We start from the raw sequence: 16,207 nt of genomic DNA, 5'->3' as shown, positions 1-16,207 counted from the left end.
TTCTATATTTTTCTACCCAAGATTACTAAATCCCTTTTTATTCCCTCCAGTTCTGCCACTTTCGGCAAAAAGCCCCATTTTTCAAAACCGAATTTCTGAAACAGTCCAATACTTGGGAGATTGTGTGCAAAAATGAACCCAAGCAGATTTTCAATCCCAAGACCTGGGCAGGCTTCCAATGCGTAATTCAGCAGATAGGCACCAAGCCCCTTGCCTCTGGTACTTTCATGCAGATAGATGCTTACCTCTGCCGTTGCCTGATATGCCGGCCTACCATAAAAGGATTGAAAGCTCAACCATGCACAGATTTCATTTTTCTCCTTGTCTACAACAACCCATAAAGGCCTGTTCACCTCATTATGATCGTGGTACCAGGCCAGCTTGTCCTCCACTGCTACTGGATTCGTGTCGGCTGTGACCATTTTGCTTTCAATGGTCGAGTTATATATGGCCACAATGGCAGGAAGGTCTTTTTCCTCCGCATTTCTGATTATTAAATGTGAATTTTCCATGCTGATTCACCTTTCTAGTATTCTATGCTTTTATTCTGGTATTAGTATAATATGTTACGGGAAAATGGGATATAGTTTATTTTTCTTTCCGCTAAAGTGGTCTATACAACTATACAAGTAACATGGTATTATTTAGTTAATAATACAGTGGTAAAGGAGTTCCTCCCCATGACAAATAATTTTGTACTAATGGGAATGAAAGCCATCCTGGATAAGACGGTGATGGAAGATTCCTATATTAAGATTTCAGATGGAAAGATCACAGAAGTCGGTACGATGAGTGAATACCAAAAAAATGAAGATTTCAAGGAGGTGCGCCTTCCCTCGAAACTATTTGCTTCACCGGGATTCATCGATATCCATATTCATGGTCTCAACGGCTCGGATGTCATGGATGCTTCCTCAAAAGCGATCGAAAATATGACAGTAACCCTGCCTCAGGAAGGAACGACAAGCTTTCTGGCGACTACCATAACTCAGGACCCGGTTGAAATTGAAGCAGCCCTTCAAAATGTGAATCAGTATAGCAAGACCATAGCAAACGGCGCTGAACTGCTGGGAATCCATCTTGAAGGTCCTTTCATTTCCCCAAAAAGAGCCGGAGCCCAACCGGTTGCACATATCATGGAGCCAGATAAGGATACCTTCATGAAGTGGCAGGAAATAAGCGGGAACCTGATTAAAGTAGTGACCTTGGCTCCGGAAGAAAGAGGCGGCATCCAGCTAGTGAAGCATTTGAATGAAACCGGAGTGATAGCTTCAATAGGGCATTCAGACGCTCTCTATCCTGTGATGGAAGAAGCGATACAGGCGGGCGCAACTCATGTTACCCATTTCTATAATGGGATGAGGGGTATCCATCACCGTGAACCAGGAGTGGTTGGTGCAGGCCTCGCACACGAAGAGCTGTTCGTTGAACTGATTGCAGACGGAATTCATGTTCATCCTGCAGTAATAAAAGCTACTTACCACACTAAAGGTGCGGACCGCATTATCCTCATCACCGATTCGATGCGCGCAAAATGGCTGGAAGATGGAGAATATGAACTTGGCGGTCAAAAGGTCACCGTTTCCGACAATACTGCCCTACTTGAGGATGGAACCCTTGCTGGAAGCTTATTGAAAATGAATGAAGCTTTAAGAAACATGAAAGAATTCACCAACTGCAGCCTACCTGAACTGGTTCAGATGGCAAGCTCCAACCCCGCCAGACAGTTAAATGTCTGGGACAGAAAGGGGAGCATCCATGTTGGAAAAGATGCAGATATAGTCATTCTGGATGAGCAGCTGAATGTTCATCTCACCATCTGCAAAGGAGTTGTAACTTATAGAAATGAGGTGGAAAAGGAATGGATATAATTACTGCACCTTCATATGAGGCGATGAGCGAGGCTGCTGCAAATCAAATTATTGATCTGGTTAAGCTTAATCCCCATTCGGTTCTGGGACTTGCAACCGGTGGTACACCGACAAAGATGTATGAACTATTAATCAAAGACCATCTGGCCCATCATACCAGCTACAAGAACGTGACTTCTTTTAATTTGGATGAATATGCAGGATTGAAGAAGGATCATCCAAATAGTTATTTTTCTTACATGAATCAGACCTTATTCATGCATTTGGACATCCAACAACAACACACCTTCATTCCGAATGGGATAGCAGAAAGCCTTGAGAAAGAATGTGCCCGTTACGACCAGCTTTTGCAAGATATGGGCCCAATCGACCTTCAAGTTCTCGGGTTGGGGGAAAATGGCCATATCGGTTTCAACGAACCTGGCACCTCCTTTGAAAGTGAAACACATATAGTCCGCCTGACAGAATCCACACGTCATGCAAATGCCAGGTTTTTTGGAAGCATGGATGAAGTCCCGACACATGCTGTCACAATGGGAATAAAGTCCATCATGAAAGCAAAGGAAATCCTTCTTCTTGTGTCAGGAAAAAACAAGAAAAATGCTCTGGAACGATTACTCGACGGTCCGGTTTCAGAGGATTTCCCTGCCTCCATCTTAAAGAAGCATCCGAAAGTAAAGATAATTGCCGATAAAAGTGCCTATAGTCGCACCAATATCATTGCGTGAAGGGGGAAGGAACATGATCATCAATAAAAACTCACCTCTTCCCATCTACTATCAACTGGAATCTCACATTAAAGGGTTGATTGAACAGGGAGCCTTAAGTCCCGGGGACACCATCCCATCAGAAAGAGAATATGCCGAAACCTATCAAATCAGCAGAATGACTGTCAGACAGGCAATCAATTCATTGGTGAATGAAGGTCTCCTGTATCGAAAAAAAGGAAGCGGCACTTTCGTTTCTGAAAGGAAAATTGAACAACCACTCCAAGGCCTGACGAGCTTCACTGAGGATATGAAAAAAAGAGGCATGTCTCCAAGCTCTTCCCTGCTCCAATTTGAAGTGGTCCCTGCCACTTCGTTTATTGCCAATCAGCTCGGGATACGTGACGGGGATTCAGTATATGAAATCAAACGTATCCGTCTTGCCGACAATGTCCCGATGGCCCTTGAAACGAATTATCTTTCCGAGAGCCTGGTTAAAGGATTGTCAGAAGAGATTGTACAAGCATCGATCTATTCCTATATTGAAGAAAATCTCGGTTTCCAAATTACACGTGCCGATCAGTTAATTGAGGCTACAAAGGCATCAAAGGAAGAAGCTAAATTACTTCAAATCCCAAAAGACCATCCGATGCTTTTTATCCAAAGGAACACCTATCTATCCGATGGGACCCCACTGGAACTGGTTTTTTCCCGATACAGGGGTGACCGCTACAAGTTTTTTGTGGAGATGGAACGCTAGAGTTGCAGAAAAAAAGCCGGGAGTTGTTTGCTCCCGGCTCCTCTCTTCTATACTAATTCTTCAAGCGACATAATCTGGAACGATAGAATGATAACTTTATATCCAATTTTCCGCTTAGGGTACTCAACCATTCAGGAGTATCATTGGATTTCGGAATATCTGCAGACCGATGGATTCTCGTATACGTATACAATTGATGCATCCGAAGAAATCCATCTATTTGTTGGAGGTCATCTTCATCCAGTTTTGTTGCTGACCTATACCCACTTAAGAAATTTCTCACTTGTGGTTTCTTGATGTCTTCCTTATTCGAAAGGACATCCCGCAGCGCAAATACAATATCAGCCACATACCAATACCCTGCACTTTCGTCAAAGTCAAATGCACCAATCCTATCCCCATTCCACCGCAGATTGTCCACTTCAAAGTCAAAATGGATGATACCGAAATTCCCTTGAGTTTTCCGTAAGGTAGAGGCCCATTCTTTTATTCTTGACAGCTCTTCCCTTGCTGGCAGATCATCTTTTGGAAGATGAGAGTCGATCCAGTGCAAGTGATCCGTGTAGCTTGGTCTTTTGGAACTATACTCCAAAGGTAACATTTTCAATTTTTCATGCAGCATTCCAAGGGTTCTTCCCCAAATGTAAAACTGCTTTTCTACCAATTCCTCTGTTTCCATCTGTTTACCTGGAATTCCTTCAAAAACCATTGCAGAAAAAATCCCAACGTCTGTTTCCACTATTTCGATATACCGGTCATTTTTAGATAATAATGGCTGCGCAACCTTAACGGGGCCATCATTCAGAAAGTGAAGTACGTTCATTTCTGATTCAAGTTGGCTGATAGGTTTCTCAGTGGCTTCGTGAAAACGCAAATAGTAAACTTGCCCCTCTTTTTTGAATAGAAACACAAAATTGGCACTGGCACGAAAGTAGTATAGTTCACCTTCATCGTATTCCCAATTTTTCATGATCTGCACGGCGACCGGACTGCGCCAATCCTCACATACAGTATCCGCGACCTTTTTCATTGTGCTCAATTTCATCATCAACAACATCCCCTTTTTGTTATATGCGGGGACATGCACTTGCCTACTAATTTAGGTTTAACAACTGGTGGGACAAGGCATGACCCTGCTTTTTGAAACAACCTGCCATCCTGTCATCACCCCTTCCAGATAAGATAATAATATTTTATAGTATTTCGGAAATATAAAACAGATTTTTCCATAAAAAAAAGCAACGAAGCTCAACTCGCTTCGCTGCTTTAAACATTATTTTGAGATAAACATTTGTGTCCAGTAATGGCCGTAAGAGCCGCCTTTCGCATATCCAACACCGATTTCAGTGTATTGGCTTGAAAGGATATTTTTTCTATGACCTTCACTGTTCATCCAAGCATTCATGACCTCTTGTGGTGTTTTTTGCCCAGCAGCAATATTTTCTCCTGCTGCTCGGTAAGAAATACCAAAGTTCTTCATCATCGTAAATGGAGATCCGTATGTTGGCGAAGTGTGGCTGAAATAGTTCTTATCAATCATATCCTGAGACTTATATCTTGCTACTCTTGATAACTCCCAGTTCAGCTTTAATGGCTGGAGCCCATACTTGCTGCGCTCTTGATTCACCAAAGCTGCAACCTGCTCTTCTGCTGATTTCACCTCTCCTAATTCTGGAATATTAAGCTTCTGACCAGGATAGATCAAATTCGGATTTTTGACCGCCGGATTGGCTTGAATCACTTCCGATACTCCTACCTGATATTTCACTGCAATCTTCCACATCGTATCACCGGCCTGTACCGTATGGGTAGTTGCGGCAAGTGCTGCAGTATTTCCACCTAAGACTATAGCGACAATCGACAAGGTTATGAGGACTTTCTGTAAAGTTTTCATACTATTACAGTAATATGAAACACGTAAATTTTAAAGATGAAATTATTGTAAAATAGTATAAACACCTATGAAATGTACGTATTATTTGTAATGGGAAGTTTTGGAGTGTGGAAGGCGTCGGTAATTGTATTTTAATCCAAGAAGTATACCCTACCTTTTTTTGTGCCTGTGTGGCGGAGGTTCATGGATTGGAGAATTTGAAAAGTAACAGAACTTGAGGAAAGGTGTAAAAATTCTTTTGCCTGCTTATTCGAAATGGACTTACCACATAAAAGTGCGTAATCTTGCAGAGCTTCTATATGTGCATTTTTGGACTTACATCCACACTCCAGACATATCCAATTTGCACTTTTCCTTATCATGGGTGAGTGTGAGCATTCAGGGCAAATGACTCCTGTAATTATTTCTTTTTGTGAGAGCTTGAAATATCCCATAAAATCAAACTGGTCAGGCGCATGTTTTTGGTTGAGCATTCTTGCAGCTTTACGCAGTTCCTTTTCAGATAAAATAGGGTTTGGTAAATTTTCATTAATGGACTTCATTCTATTTGGAAGGTTTGTTAGAAAGGTGACTTTCTTCATTATTGAAGGAGAGGCATTTAGGAGAATTGCATTTTTGTTGGTTAGTACCACCTGTCCAGTGATCGGGACCACTTTACCCAAATGTTTTTCCATCCAGCTTCTCAGCTGCTCTTTATGTCTTTCCACCTGCGAAATGGGATCTCCCATCGTTTCGTGTCCTTCTGGAACTTTTCTTATCAGCTGGGAGGTTTTCTCATCGAACTCCAACTCGCCTGATATGTATTTCGACTCCAGTATTAGGCCATGTGAAAGGGAAAACAAGAAGGTATCCATCTGAAAATGTCTATTTTTAGGATCCTCTAGGCGCAAACCATGGAAGATAAAATACTTATCATCTGGTAGAAACGTTAAATAGTAGTCTAATGCACACTCACCCTTATAGCCTGCCGTCTGCCTACCCAGCTCCCTTTCAATCTGTGCATACACCGGGTGGTTTTTGTACACTCGCCTTCCTCCTGCCTCCATTGTTAAGAGTCTGATCGATTTTTCTCTCACTTTTTTTATCATTTGCTCACACCTTTCTGTTTCTATTGGTGTATTTCTCGAAAATAGGCATAAAGTCCTGCTAGTTTCCCAAAAAAAGACTGTTACTTTTAGCGTCGATTTGAGATATCAACGAAAATATTAATATATCAATGATTCAGTACGCGATATCGATGAAAATATCTTTTTATCAACGAGAATTTTCGGATATCAACGAAAACACCCAAGATATCGATAAAACGCACAATCCGACAAATTGTGCACTCCGGCTCCTAAACCAAACCCGGCTCAAAACCTACAACAAAAAAAAGGAAGCCCCAAGCTTCCTCTCACAAAAACACCACCGCTACACCCGCACCAATTGCAAACGCGGTAAGAAACGCTTCCGCTCCCTTCGACAGTCCTGATACGAAGTGACCAGCCATCAGGTCACGGACGGCGTTGGTAATCAGGAGTCCCGGTACAAGTGGCATGACGGATGCAATGATTATTTTGTCCAGTTCATGCCCTAACCCGATCCCGACAAGCCCGAACGCTATAATGCCGATAATCAATGAGGAAATGAACTCCGCAAAGAATTTTACTTTTGTATAATGTTGAATGGCCAACAAGCCCGAGTATCCGACTCCACCTACAAGCAAAGCCGGGAAAAAGTCTGTCCAGACACCTTTGAACATAATGAGGAACGATCCGCTTAACAGTGAAGCAGCTGCAATCTGCAGCCAATTCGAAAAAAACAAGTGTGCTGATTCCAGCTCTTTTAATAAAACAAAAGCTTCATCCACGTCGAGGCTTCCATCAGCTATCCTCCTGGAAATAGCATTCACCCTTGCCACTTTTTCCAGATCAGTGGTACGATTACTGATCCTCACCAGTTGAGTCGGACTTACTCCCTGTAAGGAAACTATTATTCCAGTGGGAGTGACAAAGCTGTGTGCCTCGGTGATGCCATAAGCTGCGGCAATGCGTGTCATCGTATCCTCCACCCTGTATGTCTCTGCACCGCTTTCCATCATGATCCTGCCGGCAAGAAGGCAAACCTTCAGTACTTTTTCTTCACTTTGTCCCACGACTTCTTTCATTTTCCCACCTCGTTACCAGCAGCTACACTCTGTTTTCTGAAAGCCTTCATAACAATCTGCACCAAAACCTCGGCAAAAACAAGTCCCATTGCTATCGCACCTGAAATCATAAATGCTTTGGCGGCAAGGGGAATCGCTCCAAGATAATCGTTTTCCGCAACCTGTCTCATCGCATTGTATGCTAGTCCACCAGGGACAAGGGGGATGATTCCTGCCACGCTGAAAATGATCATGGGCATCCGGAATCTTTTCGCCATGATATGGCCGACCAATGCCACTGCAAAAGCTCCTACAAAGGAAGCGATGACGGGATCCACTCCCGAATCTGCTAAAAGTATGTACGAAATCCACCCGACCATTCCAACAAACCCGCAATGGATCAAGGAATTTCGAGGTGCATTAAAGATGACTCCGAACCCGGCCGAAGCAATAAAACTGAAAATGACTTGTGAAAGTAGATACTCCATTGCTTCACCCCTACTTATATGATAAAGCCTATTATAAAGCAAATCTTTAAAAGACCCAAAAAAACATCAGGCAAATTGATCCTGATGTCAAGATATGGCGGATGATAAAAGAGTCTTGCCTTCCCCTCCCTATCGATCCACCAACCACGTCTTCGCAACTGCAAAATACTCCCTTGTCCAAAGCTTGAATATGGCTATTCTTGGCGTTTTGCCAGGAAGGGTATATACCTCTTCGAAACCGAGGCGCTCAGCGATGATGCTTGCCCGGAATAGATGGAAGTCGTTGCTTACGATGGCAACAGAGTTACCTTCCTCTAAAAATTGCTTGGAATAGCTCAGGTTTTCATAGGTGGTCGTAGAAAGGCCCTCTTTGATGATCCGCTCCTGACTCACACCATTCTCAAGGAAAAAACGCTCCATCGCTTCGGCTTCAGTGATATCTTCCCCTGGTCCCTGCCCTCCTGAGACAATGACTTTCGTGTCAGGATTTTCTTCAAGATATTTCAGGGCGGCTTCGACGCGAAATCGCAAAGCCAAAGTCATCTGTTCCCCTCTCACCCTAGCACCAAGTACAATCAAATAATCCAGGTCACTTGGCGGCTGTTCTTTTGCAGCCTGATAGATGAAGAAGTGGACAATCAAAATATATAAGGCGAGTACAGAACCGCATGCTAATAGCCACTTTTTCCATTTTTTCTTTTTCATGCATAAAAAACCCCTATTCATCCGTCTATTACTTTAACGATTGAACAGGGCCTTTAGTTTCAAAAAATTAAATTTCTTTTACCGCCTTTTGGATCTCCACTTCACCTGAAATGAGATCAAACGCAGTACGATAGCTGTTTTCCGCTGAAATGATCTCCAATAAAGTCCTTGCAACATCTTCACGTGGAATGGAGCCTCTTTCCAAGTTCAGGCCCAGTTGGATCCTGCCCATACCAGGTTCGTTCAAAAGCCCCCCCGGACGGACGATTGTATAATCGAGGCTGCTTGCTTCCAGCATTTTATCCGCATAATGCTTTGCTACATAGTATGGTCTTATTTCTTCGTTCCAGTTCTCCCTATTGTGGGCCTGCAGGGCACTTACTAGAATGAACCGGTTGACATTTGAATTTTCTGCTGCCTCCATCACCTTTACTGCACCATCAAGGTCAATCAGCAAGGTTTTGTCCAATCCCGTACTGCCGCCTGATCCCGCTGCAAAAATGATGGCGTCATTGCCTTTCACTGCATTTTCGAGGTCTCCTACCGGTCCCTCCAGATCGGCAAGAACCGCTTCAATGCCTTCACTTTGGAACTTCTCCGACTGCTCTTCTTTTCTTACCATGGCAACAGGCGTATATCTATCATCTTCCTTGAGCATCTTCACCAGCTTGGAACCTATTTGCCCATTAGCACCGACGACTAGTATTCTCATCCCTATCACACTCCTTGCAAGATTTATTAGCCATTATTTCAGACGAGACAACCAGATGCAAAAAAACTGCTCAGGTTATCATCCTTCTCTCATATTTACCCTATAGATCGGAAAACATGCACTTACAAGAGCATTGCTAAGGTTATGCACCTAGTCGATGGAAGTATTTTCTCAGCCCTTCACCAAGGATGTTGAAAGTGAACACTACAAACATGATAGCAACTGCGGCGTTTATGGGAATCCAGATGGCTGTGTAGATGTCCTTTCTCGCTTCACCAAGGATGGTTGGCCAATTGAAGCTTGTATTCCTGATTTCTCCCCACCCTGCTCCAAGTTGTACAAATTCCTGGGTCACAAATATCGAGAAAATTCCAAGCTGGCCGATAATCAATGCGACCCTGCCCACATCAAAGCAGAAATTCACTATAAGGGTAGGCAGTAGATTGGGAAGGTAATAGTTTTTCGCCAGGCCGATTGGCTTAAGCCCCACTACGATCCCTGCCTCCACATACGGAGTCCCTTTTATCTGGATGAGCTGATCCCTGATCAGCACTCCCACCCTTCCTACCTCCACCAATGCGATACTGATGATGACGACCCAAAAGCGGGTCTCTAAAAATATCAAAAATGGGAGATTGAGAAAAAGAATCGTGAAAAAGATGACCGGAAGGCTTGAAAAGGTCTGGTCCCAAATATTAAGAAGATTGGAAAGGAACCTTCCTTTGAACGAAGCGATCGTCCCTAAAATTATTCCAAAGGTGTATCTGATTAGTGCGATGCAGAAGATGACAGTCAGTGTATCCTTTGCCCCCATGACAAGTACACTGATTAGATTTCTACCTTCACGATCAGAACCTGTCGGGAAATCTGCCGAGGGTGGAAATGGGGCAGTCTCAATCACCCCACGCTCTGGAAAAAGCACCCTTGAGCCTTCTATCCCATCTTTTACATAAGGGATAAAAGGTCCGGCCACTGCCATGACAAACAGACTTAACAATAAACATGTACCTGCAAACAAATATCTATTATGAAACATCATACCTCACCCCTTTTTCACCAGTTTAGCCAATAATGCCAGCTTAAGGATATGTACAGCAAGGACCGTGAGCATAAAGCAGAATGCCAGACCCAGAACAAGCTCTGCTTCTATAGGAGCTGTAAAGCCTGATATCTGTCTGCCTCCCATTGCTACGAACAGCCTGTTTGCAGCTCCCTCAAATCCTGTCAGGTACTCAACCATCAACAAGTTGGAGACAATGACTATCATGATGGTAGGAAGGTTGCCAACCATATCTATCAAACTATTTTTCAAGATATGCTTATAGATGACCTGTTTGGCTTTAAAGCCTTTGGAAAATGCGGTCCGGATATAATCTTGTCCATCCTGATTCAGCAGGGACACGCAAGTGATCCTTGCCACATACATGATCGGATAGATGCTTACGAGAAGGGCGGGCGCCAGGAAGCTATACCAATTGCTGTTACTGAAAATCCTTTCATGGGGGAGAAAATAAAAAGATATGCAAAAGAAGACGAACACGACAAAGAAATCCGGGATCGATTGAAACGCCCACGTTGTGCCATTACCAAGTAGATTTTTTTTTGTATTCATATTCCTATAGTCGAAAATCCCCTTCCATACCCCAAAACCGATGCTTAATAAGAAGGAGATACAGATTATCAGGAGACTTTTAGGGTAATAACGGGCAATCTCATCCTCCACACTGACAGTCTGAAACATTGTCCCACCCAAGGTTTTTTCCTGCCAGACCATTTGAAAGTATTGGACGATGTCTGCCTTATACTGGTGTACGTCCAATCTATATCCAAAATCCAGCGTCCCTGCAGGTCCAAATACCATCACTTCCTGTGTCCTTGGAAAGAATACCATCAATATCAAAAGTACAACGGCAATGATGACAGCTGATAATAGCCTCAAGGCTTCTTTTTTTAATTCCATAATTCCCCTCCATTTGTAATGCTTATCCATTTTTATGAATATTGTACCATTTTAAGACAATCAATTGTCTTAAAATTCTTAATTACAATAAAAGCTTCAACGATAACGGGTTCAAAATGGATGCATATATTGTAAAAATGCTTTAATACAGACATCAATTTAAGCATTTTTCATACAATATGGGTGGGGTGAGATAAATGGCAAGAGTAAAATATACCGATTCTGACGTGGCTTTAATGGCAAGGATGATGCGTGCGGAAGCAGAGGGTGAAGGAAAGCAAGGAATGCTGTATGTTGGGAATGTAATTGTTAACAGGGCAGTAGCGGATTGTTTGGATTTTACAAAAGTGAGGACAATTCCACAAGTAATCTATCAAGTACAAGGCGGGAATTATTCATTTGAAGCGGTCCAAAAGGGTAATGTTTTTTATAACAGAGCAAGAGGTGTTGAAAAAAGACTGGCTAAAAAGAATTTGGATTTCTGGAGACAGCATCCAGGGAAATATGCACTATGGTATTTCAATCCTTATGCACCTTGTCCTCCAACATGGTATGATCAGCCTTTTGCAGGCCAATTCAAACAACACTGCTATTACGAACCAAAACCTGGAACCTGTGCCAGCGTATATAAATAAGCAGAATATAACATTTGAGCGAACAAAAAGGGAACTACCTGTTTATCATGCAGGCGTTCCCTTTTTATATGGACCTTTTTCTTTTACAGGAATCACAAAAATTGGAGCTGCCATTAAAAAACTCTTTTCCGCATGCCACACACATGGAAGGACGAATGAATTTCGATCCATATATTTCATGATGTTTCCTTAATGATAAATCCAAAAAATAAAAGAAAATGGCAACAAGCAAAGTAAATGTGAGAAAAAATATCCAAATCATTGAAATCCCGCCTATACCTTTTTCTATATTCTACCATAAAAACCTAGGATTTTGTTGCTGCCTCTTTCATTTGCTATGATAGATGGACAAGGGGGAGTGGAAGGATGATCTACTTAGCGGCTTTCACCTGCTTATTCTGGTTAATTGTATGGGTCGATGCAAGCATCGGCATGAATAAAATCACCAAGCTTGAACAGGTTCCTATTGACCGTAATATCTTAGAAAATGGACCACTGCTTTCCATTATTGTCGCTGCAAGAGATGAAGAGGAGCATATCAAGGCCAGCCTTCAGTCTCAATTTTCACAGTCCTACCCTAATATTGAATGGATTGTCGTCAACGATCGTTCTACAGATAAAACAAAAATCATACTTGATCAGATGGCAAGAACAGAGCCCAGGATGAACGTGATACACGTTTCATCTCTTCCTTCAGGCTGGCTAGGCAAAAACCACGCCCTTTTGCAGGGATTTCTAGCAAGCAGAGGTGAACTCATTCTTTTTACTGATGCAGACATTTATTATGAGAAGGACACGATAACCAAAGCACTCAGCTACCTGCACCAAGAAAAGCTTGATCATTTGACCTTGGCACCTAACCTGAAAGGGAAAGGTTACTGGACGAATGCATTTGTTGCCTTTTTCCTTTTTGGTTTTTCCTATTTCAAAAGACCCTGGAAATCAAATGACCCTAAAAGTAAAACGGCTATCGGGATCGGCGCCTTTAATCTCCTGACCCGGGAAGCCTATCTACATGCTGGCACACATGAACAGTTGAAAATGCGCCCGGATGATGATCTTATTCTCGGTCAGGAAATAAAACGGGCAGGCAAAAAACAACACCTGGCGCTTGCACAAGCGAATTTGTCCGTGGAATGGTATCCGTCCTTGAAGTCGGCATTGATAGGACTTGAAAAGAATACATTTGCCGGTCTATTCTATAGCTACCTGATGGTCCTGATTGCGGTTTGCGGTCTTTTCATTTCACAAGTCTGGCCTTATCTGGCGCTGTTCTTGACAGACGGATCTACAAGGGTTTTATACGCAATCAGCATCGTGACGTTGTTTTTGTCCTATAATCAGACTGCCGATAAAATGACGAAGGGCGCCAACAAGTATTTTATCTCCCTCCCATTCACAGCTGTCCTCTTTATTTACAGTATTATAAGAGCAACCATCCTGACAGCCAAACGGGGTGGAATCATCTGGAGGGGCACCTTCTATTCATTGGAAGAATTAAAAAAATAGAGCTTATACAAAAAAGAAATCCATATACCCGCAGGCGGCGGTTTATATGGATTTCTTTTTTATCAGTCAAAATGGCGAACAAGCAGAATCAGCTTCAATAGCGGATATACCACAATCGCCATGGAAAGCTGCACATACAGGACCATTTCCACCGATATTTTTTCCATTATCAATAGGAGCACGGAAAAAACTACACTTGTAGCCATCAGTATATAGGCAACATGTCCACTTTTCTGATTGATTTCAGCACGCTTCTTCTTGGTTGGCCGGTAGTGGCGTCGCATGATGGCCCGGATGATCTCTGAGAAGCCAAGCAGAATGAAGACGACAGGTATGTATTTGAGCTTTCCGGAACTATGGGCTTCCACAAGCAGAAAAACGCCGAAAAGCATGATTAATATGGGTAAACCGAAAGCGATGACCGGCTGATCAAATATTGAATGCTCCTCTTTTTCCAACAACTCGTCCCTCCCGCTCCAAATCTCCTAGTATGTATGTTTCGATAAGTACTGGTGAAATTCCTTTTGCTCTTAATGGCATAAAAAAGAAGAATCGTTACATTATATGCAGCGATTCCCCTGATTCATGATATATTCTTTATTTTACTTCGATCTCTTTGATGATCCGTGCAGGATTTCCCCCAACAATCACATTTGCGGGTACATCCTTCGTCACGACTGCCCCTGACGCTACCACGACATTATCACCTATTGTCACTCCAGGGTTGATGACGGATGAGCCTCCAAGCCACACATTATGCCCGATCTTGACGGGCTTGCCATATTCAGGTCCCCTGCTTCTTTCCACAGGATCGATCGGGTGGGTAGCTGTATAGATATGTACACCAGGCGCAAGCATGCAGTTATCGCCGAACTCCACTTTGCATACGTCCAAAATGACACATTCAAAGTTGGCAAAAAAGTTTTCCCCCACATGGATATTGTAGCCGTAGTCACAGCGGAAACTCGGCTCGAGAAATACATTCTCCCCAGTTGAACCGAAAAGCTGCTTCAAGAGCTGCACCCTTTTGTCGCCTTCTGTTTCTGTTGTTTCATTTATTAACCTTACAAGCCTTCTCGCTTCGATTCTTTCAGCCTGAAGCTGTTCATCCCAAGGTTCATATAATTCTCCGTCGAGCATTTTTTCTTTTTCTGTTTTCATGGCGATTATCCCTCCAAAGCTTAAATATGCATCTATTTTAGCATGATTGAATCCTACATGAAGTCAAAATAATAACGGATCACATGGAAGAATATCGGTGCCGAATATGCCATACTGTCCACACGTGTCAGATAGCTTTTCTTAAGGACAAAAGCCTTTTCATTTTCCCCGATCAGTAGATCACGCTTCAAAACGGATACAGCCAAACTCCCTCCAAAGCATGCCACACTGATAATCAAACCGGACAATATTCCGAAGAGTTCATCAAGGGGGGTCAAATAGGAGTAGAGATTATAGGATACCCCTGTGGTAACAAAGGTGGAAACTATAAATCCTTCCCAGGTTATATTCGGGTTGGAGGAAGGTACGACTTTCTTTTTGCCGATAAAGACGGAAACAAGGAATTGGACTACGTCATGAAGCTGTGTAAGGACTACCAAAAAGAGTACGAGGTTGGCACCGTATTCCGGTGATGCCGTCTGATAGAATGCCAGATGACTCAATCCGAACACCATCAGCATCAAGCCCCATTGAGTCGAACTCACCGAACGAAGAAAACCGACTGTCCCTTTTCCGAGGATCCGAGGCAGGGGCAAGAAGAGAAATACATACACAGGGATAAACACAATGAACATTCCATACCAGCCTATATAGATCCAATAAAATTGAAGAGGTATCGAAAGATATGCCCATAGGAACAACTGTCGATCCACCTTCCGGGTTTTTAAGATGGAAAAATACTCTTTTAATGAAAAGAAACATAAAAACATCAGGGCAAATAATGAAACCATAGGATGAAAGAGTGTGGCAATGCTAAAGACGACTAGCATCCCCCACCAGGTTTTGGACCGGACAGAAAGATCCGAGAAATCCTTTGATGGATTCTTCTTTTTCACAATAAATAAAGCAAGGCTGAAAATAATCAGTCCTGAAGCAATGACCAGCAAAGTAATGACCGCTTCTATTTCAAACATGTTTTTCCCCCTATCTCCCCTTTATTATTAAATTAATGGTTAATTTTGGTCAAGGGAAATTGTATAATAAGAGGGAGAATTCTTTCTATCATTCTATAAGTCTGGGGTTTGATTAATGATGAATCAAGCATATGTTTATATTTTACTGACGGATACCGGAACCCTTTTCACGCGTTCCATAAAAAAATATACAAAGGCACCCTATAACCATGTATCTTTATCGTTTGATCCGGGTTTGATGGAGCTATACAGTTTCGGACGCAAGAAACCGAGTAATCCTTTGAATGGCGGATTTGTCAGAGAGGATGTGGAGTTCGGAACCTACCGAAATTATCCTGGCACTACTTGTGTCATATACAAACTGCCCGTAACTGCAAGAGAGGTAGAAAAAATGAGGCGCATCATAGGGGTCTTTCAGAAGAAGGAAAAGAAGTGGTTCTATAACCTTTTGGGTGTGCTGGGGGTTTCCATCAATGAACCTGTTGAAATCGACTCCACCTATTTCTGTTCTCAGTTTGTATCAGATGTACTGCACAGAAGCGGCATCAGGCTGTGGGATAAACTCCCTTCCCTTGTCACACCTGATGATTTTCGCCAGAGCGATCGCCTGGAATGGATATATGAAGGTAAACTGTATGATTATGAGCCTGTAAAATCACGGGTGAAATGAAAAAGGACGGAGAGCAGATACGAGCTCTTCGTCCTT

The 16,207-nt window shown here is 42.7% G+C and carries 19 protein-coding genes; 6 read left to right on the top strand and 13 right to left on the bottom strand.

What is annotated here, in order from left to right; genetic code table 11:
* Positions 1 to 2: 2 nt before the first annotated feature.
* Positions 3 to 512 (bottom strand): GNAT family N-acetyltransferase, encoded by a 510-nt coding sequence (locus JOC95_RS19585; protein WP_204419474.1) that lies wholly within the window; start codon positions 510 to 512, stop codon positions 3 to 5.
* A 168-nt stretch (positions 513 to 680) separates the two neighbouring features.
* On the opposite strand from JOC95_RS19585, the gene nagA reads away from it, so the two are divergent.
* The 3 genes from nagA to phnF are packed head-to-tail and all read left to right on the top strand — an operon-like array spanning position 681 to position 3,338.
* Positions 681 to 1,871, top strand: a complete 1,191-nt coding sequence (nagA, locus tag JOC95_RS19580; protein WP_204419470.1) for an N-acetylglucosamine-6-phosphate deacetylase — start codon at positions 681 to 683, stop codon at positions 1,869 to 1,871.
* Positions 1,862 to 2,599: a glucosamine-6-phosphate deaminase gene (gene nagB, locus JOC95_RS19575; protein ID WP_204419461.1), complete on the top strand. Its 738-nt coding sequence runs from the start codon at positions 1,862 to 1,864 to the stop codon at positions 2,597 to 2,599. The genes nagA and nagB overlap by 10 nt, the downstream gene beginning before the upstream one ends.
* A 16-nt stretch (positions 2,600 to 2,615) precedes the next feature.
* Positions 2,616 to 3,338 (top strand): phosphonate metabolism transcriptional regulator PhnF, encoded by a 723-nt coding sequence (gene phnF / locus JOC95_RS19570; RefSeq protein WP_338083127.1) that lies wholly within the window; start codon positions 2,616 to 2,618, stop codon positions 3,336 to 3,338.
* A 52-nt stretch (positions 3,339 to 3,390) separates the two neighbouring features.
* Here the strand turns inward: phnF and JOC95_RS19565 are convergent, their stop codons facing one another.
* The 9 genes from JOC95_RS19565 to JOC95_RS19525 form a co-directional block, all read right to left on the bottom strand.
* On the bottom strand, positions 3,391 to 4,386 hold the full coding sequence (locus JOC95_RS19565) for a phosphotransferase enzyme family protein (RefSeq protein ID WP_204419455.1): 996 nt from the start codon (positions 4,384 to 4,386) through the stop codon (positions 3,391 to 3,393).
* Between the two features lie 225 nt (positions 4,387 to 4,611).
* On the bottom strand, positions 4,612 to 5,232 hold the full coding sequence (gene safA / locus JOC95_RS19560) for a SafA/ExsA family spore coat assembly protein (RefSeq protein WP_204419453.1): 621 nt from the start codon (positions 5,230 to 5,232) through the stop codon (positions 4,612 to 4,614).
* Between the two features lie 131 nt (positions 5,233 to 5,363).
* Entirely contained in the window at positions 5,364 to 6,320 is a 957-nt protein-coding gene (locus JOC95_RS19555) for a nuclease-related domain-containing protein (protein ID WP_204419452.1), read from the bottom strand.
* 305 nt (positions 6,321 to 6,625) lie between these two features.
* Positions 6,626 to 7,378: a threonine/serine exporter family protein gene (locus JOC95_RS19550; RefSeq protein WP_204419450.1), complete on the bottom strand. Its 753-nt coding sequence runs from the start codon at positions 7,376 to 7,378 to the stop codon at positions 6,626 to 6,628.
* Positions 7,375 to 7,887, bottom strand: a complete 513-nt coding sequence (locus JOC95_RS19545; protein ID WP_275580594.1) for a threonine/serine exporter family protein — start codon at positions 7,885 to 7,887, stop codon at positions 7,375 to 7,377. The genes JOC95_RS19550 and JOC95_RS19545 overlap by 4 nt, the downstream gene beginning before the upstream one ends.
* Positions 7,888 to 7,974: 87 nt before the next feature.
* Positions 7,975 to 8,550, bottom strand: coding sequence for a YdcF family protein (locus JOC95_RS19540; RefSeq protein WP_204419445.1), 576 nt, complete (start codon positions 8,548 to 8,550; stop codon positions 7,975 to 7,977).
* Between the two features lie 67 nt (positions 8,551 to 8,617).
* Positions 8,618 to 9,262, bottom strand: a complete 645-nt coding sequence (locus JOC95_RS19535) for an SDR family oxidoreductase (RefSeq protein ID WP_204419444.1) — start codon at positions 9,260 to 9,262, stop codon at positions 8,618 to 8,620.
* Positions 9,263 to 9,404: 142 nt separating this feature from the next.
* Positions 9,405 to 10,301 (bottom strand): ABC transporter permease, encoded by an 897-nt coding sequence (locus JOC95_RS19530; protein WP_239583032.1) that lies wholly within the window; start codon positions 10,299 to 10,301, stop codon positions 9,405 to 9,407.
* 3 nt (positions 10,302 to 10,304) lie between these two features.
* Positions 10,305 to 11,222, bottom strand: a complete 918-nt coding sequence (locus JOC95_RS19525; RefSeq protein WP_204419442.1) for an ABC transporter permease subunit — start codon at positions 11,220 to 11,222, stop codon at positions 10,305 to 10,307.
* A 197-nt stretch (positions 11,223 to 11,419) separates the two neighbouring features.
* Here JOC95_RS19525 and JOC95_RS19520 point away from each other — a divergent pair, with 197 nt between their 5' ends.
* Both JOC95_RS19520 and JOC95_RS19515 read left to right on the top strand, forming a co-directional pair.
* A complete protein-coding gene (locus tag JOC95_RS19520) occupies positions 11,420 to 11,857 on the top strand; it encodes a cell wall hydrolase (protein ID WP_204419440.1) in 438 nt (145 codons plus the stop codon).
* A gap of 366 nt (positions 11,858 to 12,223) precedes the next feature.
* Entirely contained in the window at positions 12,224 to 13,366 is a 1,143-nt protein-coding gene (locus JOC95_RS19515; RefSeq protein ID WP_204419438.1) for a glycosyltransferase family 2 protein, read from the top strand.
* 62 nt (positions 13,367 to 13,428) lie between these two features.
* Here JOC95_RS19515 and JOC95_RS19510 read toward each other — a convergent pair whose 3' ends face one another.
* The 3 genes from JOC95_RS19510 to JOC95_RS19500 form a co-directional block, all read right to left on the bottom strand.
* A complete protein-coding gene (locus JOC95_RS19510; RefSeq protein WP_204419435.1) occupies positions 13,429 to 13,827 on the bottom strand; it encodes a hypothetical protein in 399 nt (132 codons plus the stop codon).
* Positions 13,828 to 13,963: 136 nt separating this feature from the next.
* Positions 13,964 to 14,527, bottom strand: coding sequence for a maltose acetyltransferase domain-containing protein (locus JOC95_RS19505; protein WP_204419433.1), 564 nt, complete (start codon positions 14,525 to 14,527; stop codon positions 13,964 to 13,966).
* Positions 14,528 to 14,580: 53 nt separating this feature from the next.
* Positions 14,581 to 15,501: a phosphatidate cytidylyltransferase gene (locus tag JOC95_RS19500; protein WP_204419431.1), complete on the bottom strand. Its 921-nt coding sequence runs from the start codon at positions 15,499 to 15,501 to the stop codon at positions 14,581 to 14,583.
* A gap of 115 nt (positions 15,502 to 15,616) precedes the next feature.
* Between JOC95_RS19500 and JOC95_RS19495 the strand changes: the two genes are divergently transcribed.
* Positions 15,617 to 16,171 carry a hypothetical protein gene (locus JOC95_RS19495; RefSeq protein WP_204419429.1) on the top strand — a complete coding sequence of 185 codons (555 nt, stop codon included), beginning with the start codon at positions 15,617 to 15,619 and terminating at the stop codon, positions 16,169 to 16,171.
* Positions 16,172 to 16,207 lie beyond the last annotated feature (36 nt).

Source organism: Sutcliffiella tianshenii, assembly GCF_016908565.1.
Lineage (GTDB): Bacteria > Bacillota > Bacilli > Bacillales > Bacillaceae_I > Sutcliffiella_A > Sutcliffiella_A tianshenii.
This window is presented reverse-complemented; position numbering and strand designations above follow the sequence as displayed.

Coding starts and splice junctions, on each gene's coding strand:
- nagA (WP_204419470.1), top strand. CDS start 681: ATGACAAATAATTTTGTACTAATGGGAATGAAAGCCATCCTGGATAAG.
- safA (WP_204419453.1), bottom strand. CDS start 5,232: ATGAAAACTTTACAGAAAGTCCTCATAACCTTGTCGATTGTCGCTATA.
- JOC95_RS19495 (WP_204419429.1), top strand. CDS start 15,617: ATGATGAATCAAGCATATGTTTATATTTTACTGACGGATACCGGAACC.
- JOC95_RS19530 (WP_239583032.1), bottom strand. CDS start 10,301: ATGATGTTTCATAATAGATATTTGTTTGCAGGTACATGTTTATTGTTA.
- JOC95_RS19565 (WP_204419455.1), bottom strand. CDS start 4,386: ATGATGAAATTGAGCACAATGAAAAAGGTCGCGGATACTGTATGTGAG.
- JOC95_RS19520 (WP_204419440.1), top strand. CDS start 11,420: ATGGCAAGAGTAAAATATACCGATTCTGACGTGGCTTTAATGGCAAGG.
- JOC95_RS19555 (WP_204419452.1), bottom strand. CDS start 6,320: ATGATAAAAAAAGTGAGAGAAAAATCGATCAGACTCTTAACAATGGAG.
- JOC95_RS19540 (WP_204419445.1), bottom strand. CDS start 8,550: ATGAAAAAGAAAAAATGGAAAAAGTGGCTATTAGCATGCGGTTCTGTA.
- JOC95_RS19500 (WP_204419431.1), bottom strand. CDS start 15,501: ATGTTTGAAATAGAAGCGGTCATTACTTTGCTGGTCATTGCTTCAGGA.
- JOC95_RS19515 (WP_204419438.1), top strand. CDS start 12,224: ATGATCTACTTAGCGGCTTTCACCTGCTTATTCTGGTTAATTGTATGG.
- JOC95_RS19585 (WP_204419474.1), bottom strand. CDS start 512: ATGGAAAATTCACATTTAATAATCAGAAATGCGGAGGAAAAAGACCTT.
- JOC95_RS19535 (WP_204419444.1), bottom strand. CDS start 9,262: ATGAGAATACTAGTCGTCGGTGCTAATGGGCAAATAGGTTCCAAGCTG.
- JOC95_RS19525 (WP_204419442.1), bottom strand. CDS start 11,222: ATGGAATTAAAAAAAGAAGCCTTGAGGCTATTATCAGCTGTCATCATT.
- JOC95_RS19505 (WP_204419433.1), bottom strand. CDS start 14,527: ATGAAAACAGAAAAAGAAAAAATGCTCGACGGAGAATTATATGAACCT.
- nagB (WP_204419461.1), top strand. CDS start 1,862: ATGGATATAATTACTGCACCTTCATATGAGGCGATGAGCGAGGCTGCT.
- JOC95_RS19550 (WP_204419450.1), bottom strand. CDS start 7,378: ATGAAAGAAGTCGTGGGACAAAGTGAAGAAAAAGTACTGAAGGTTTGC.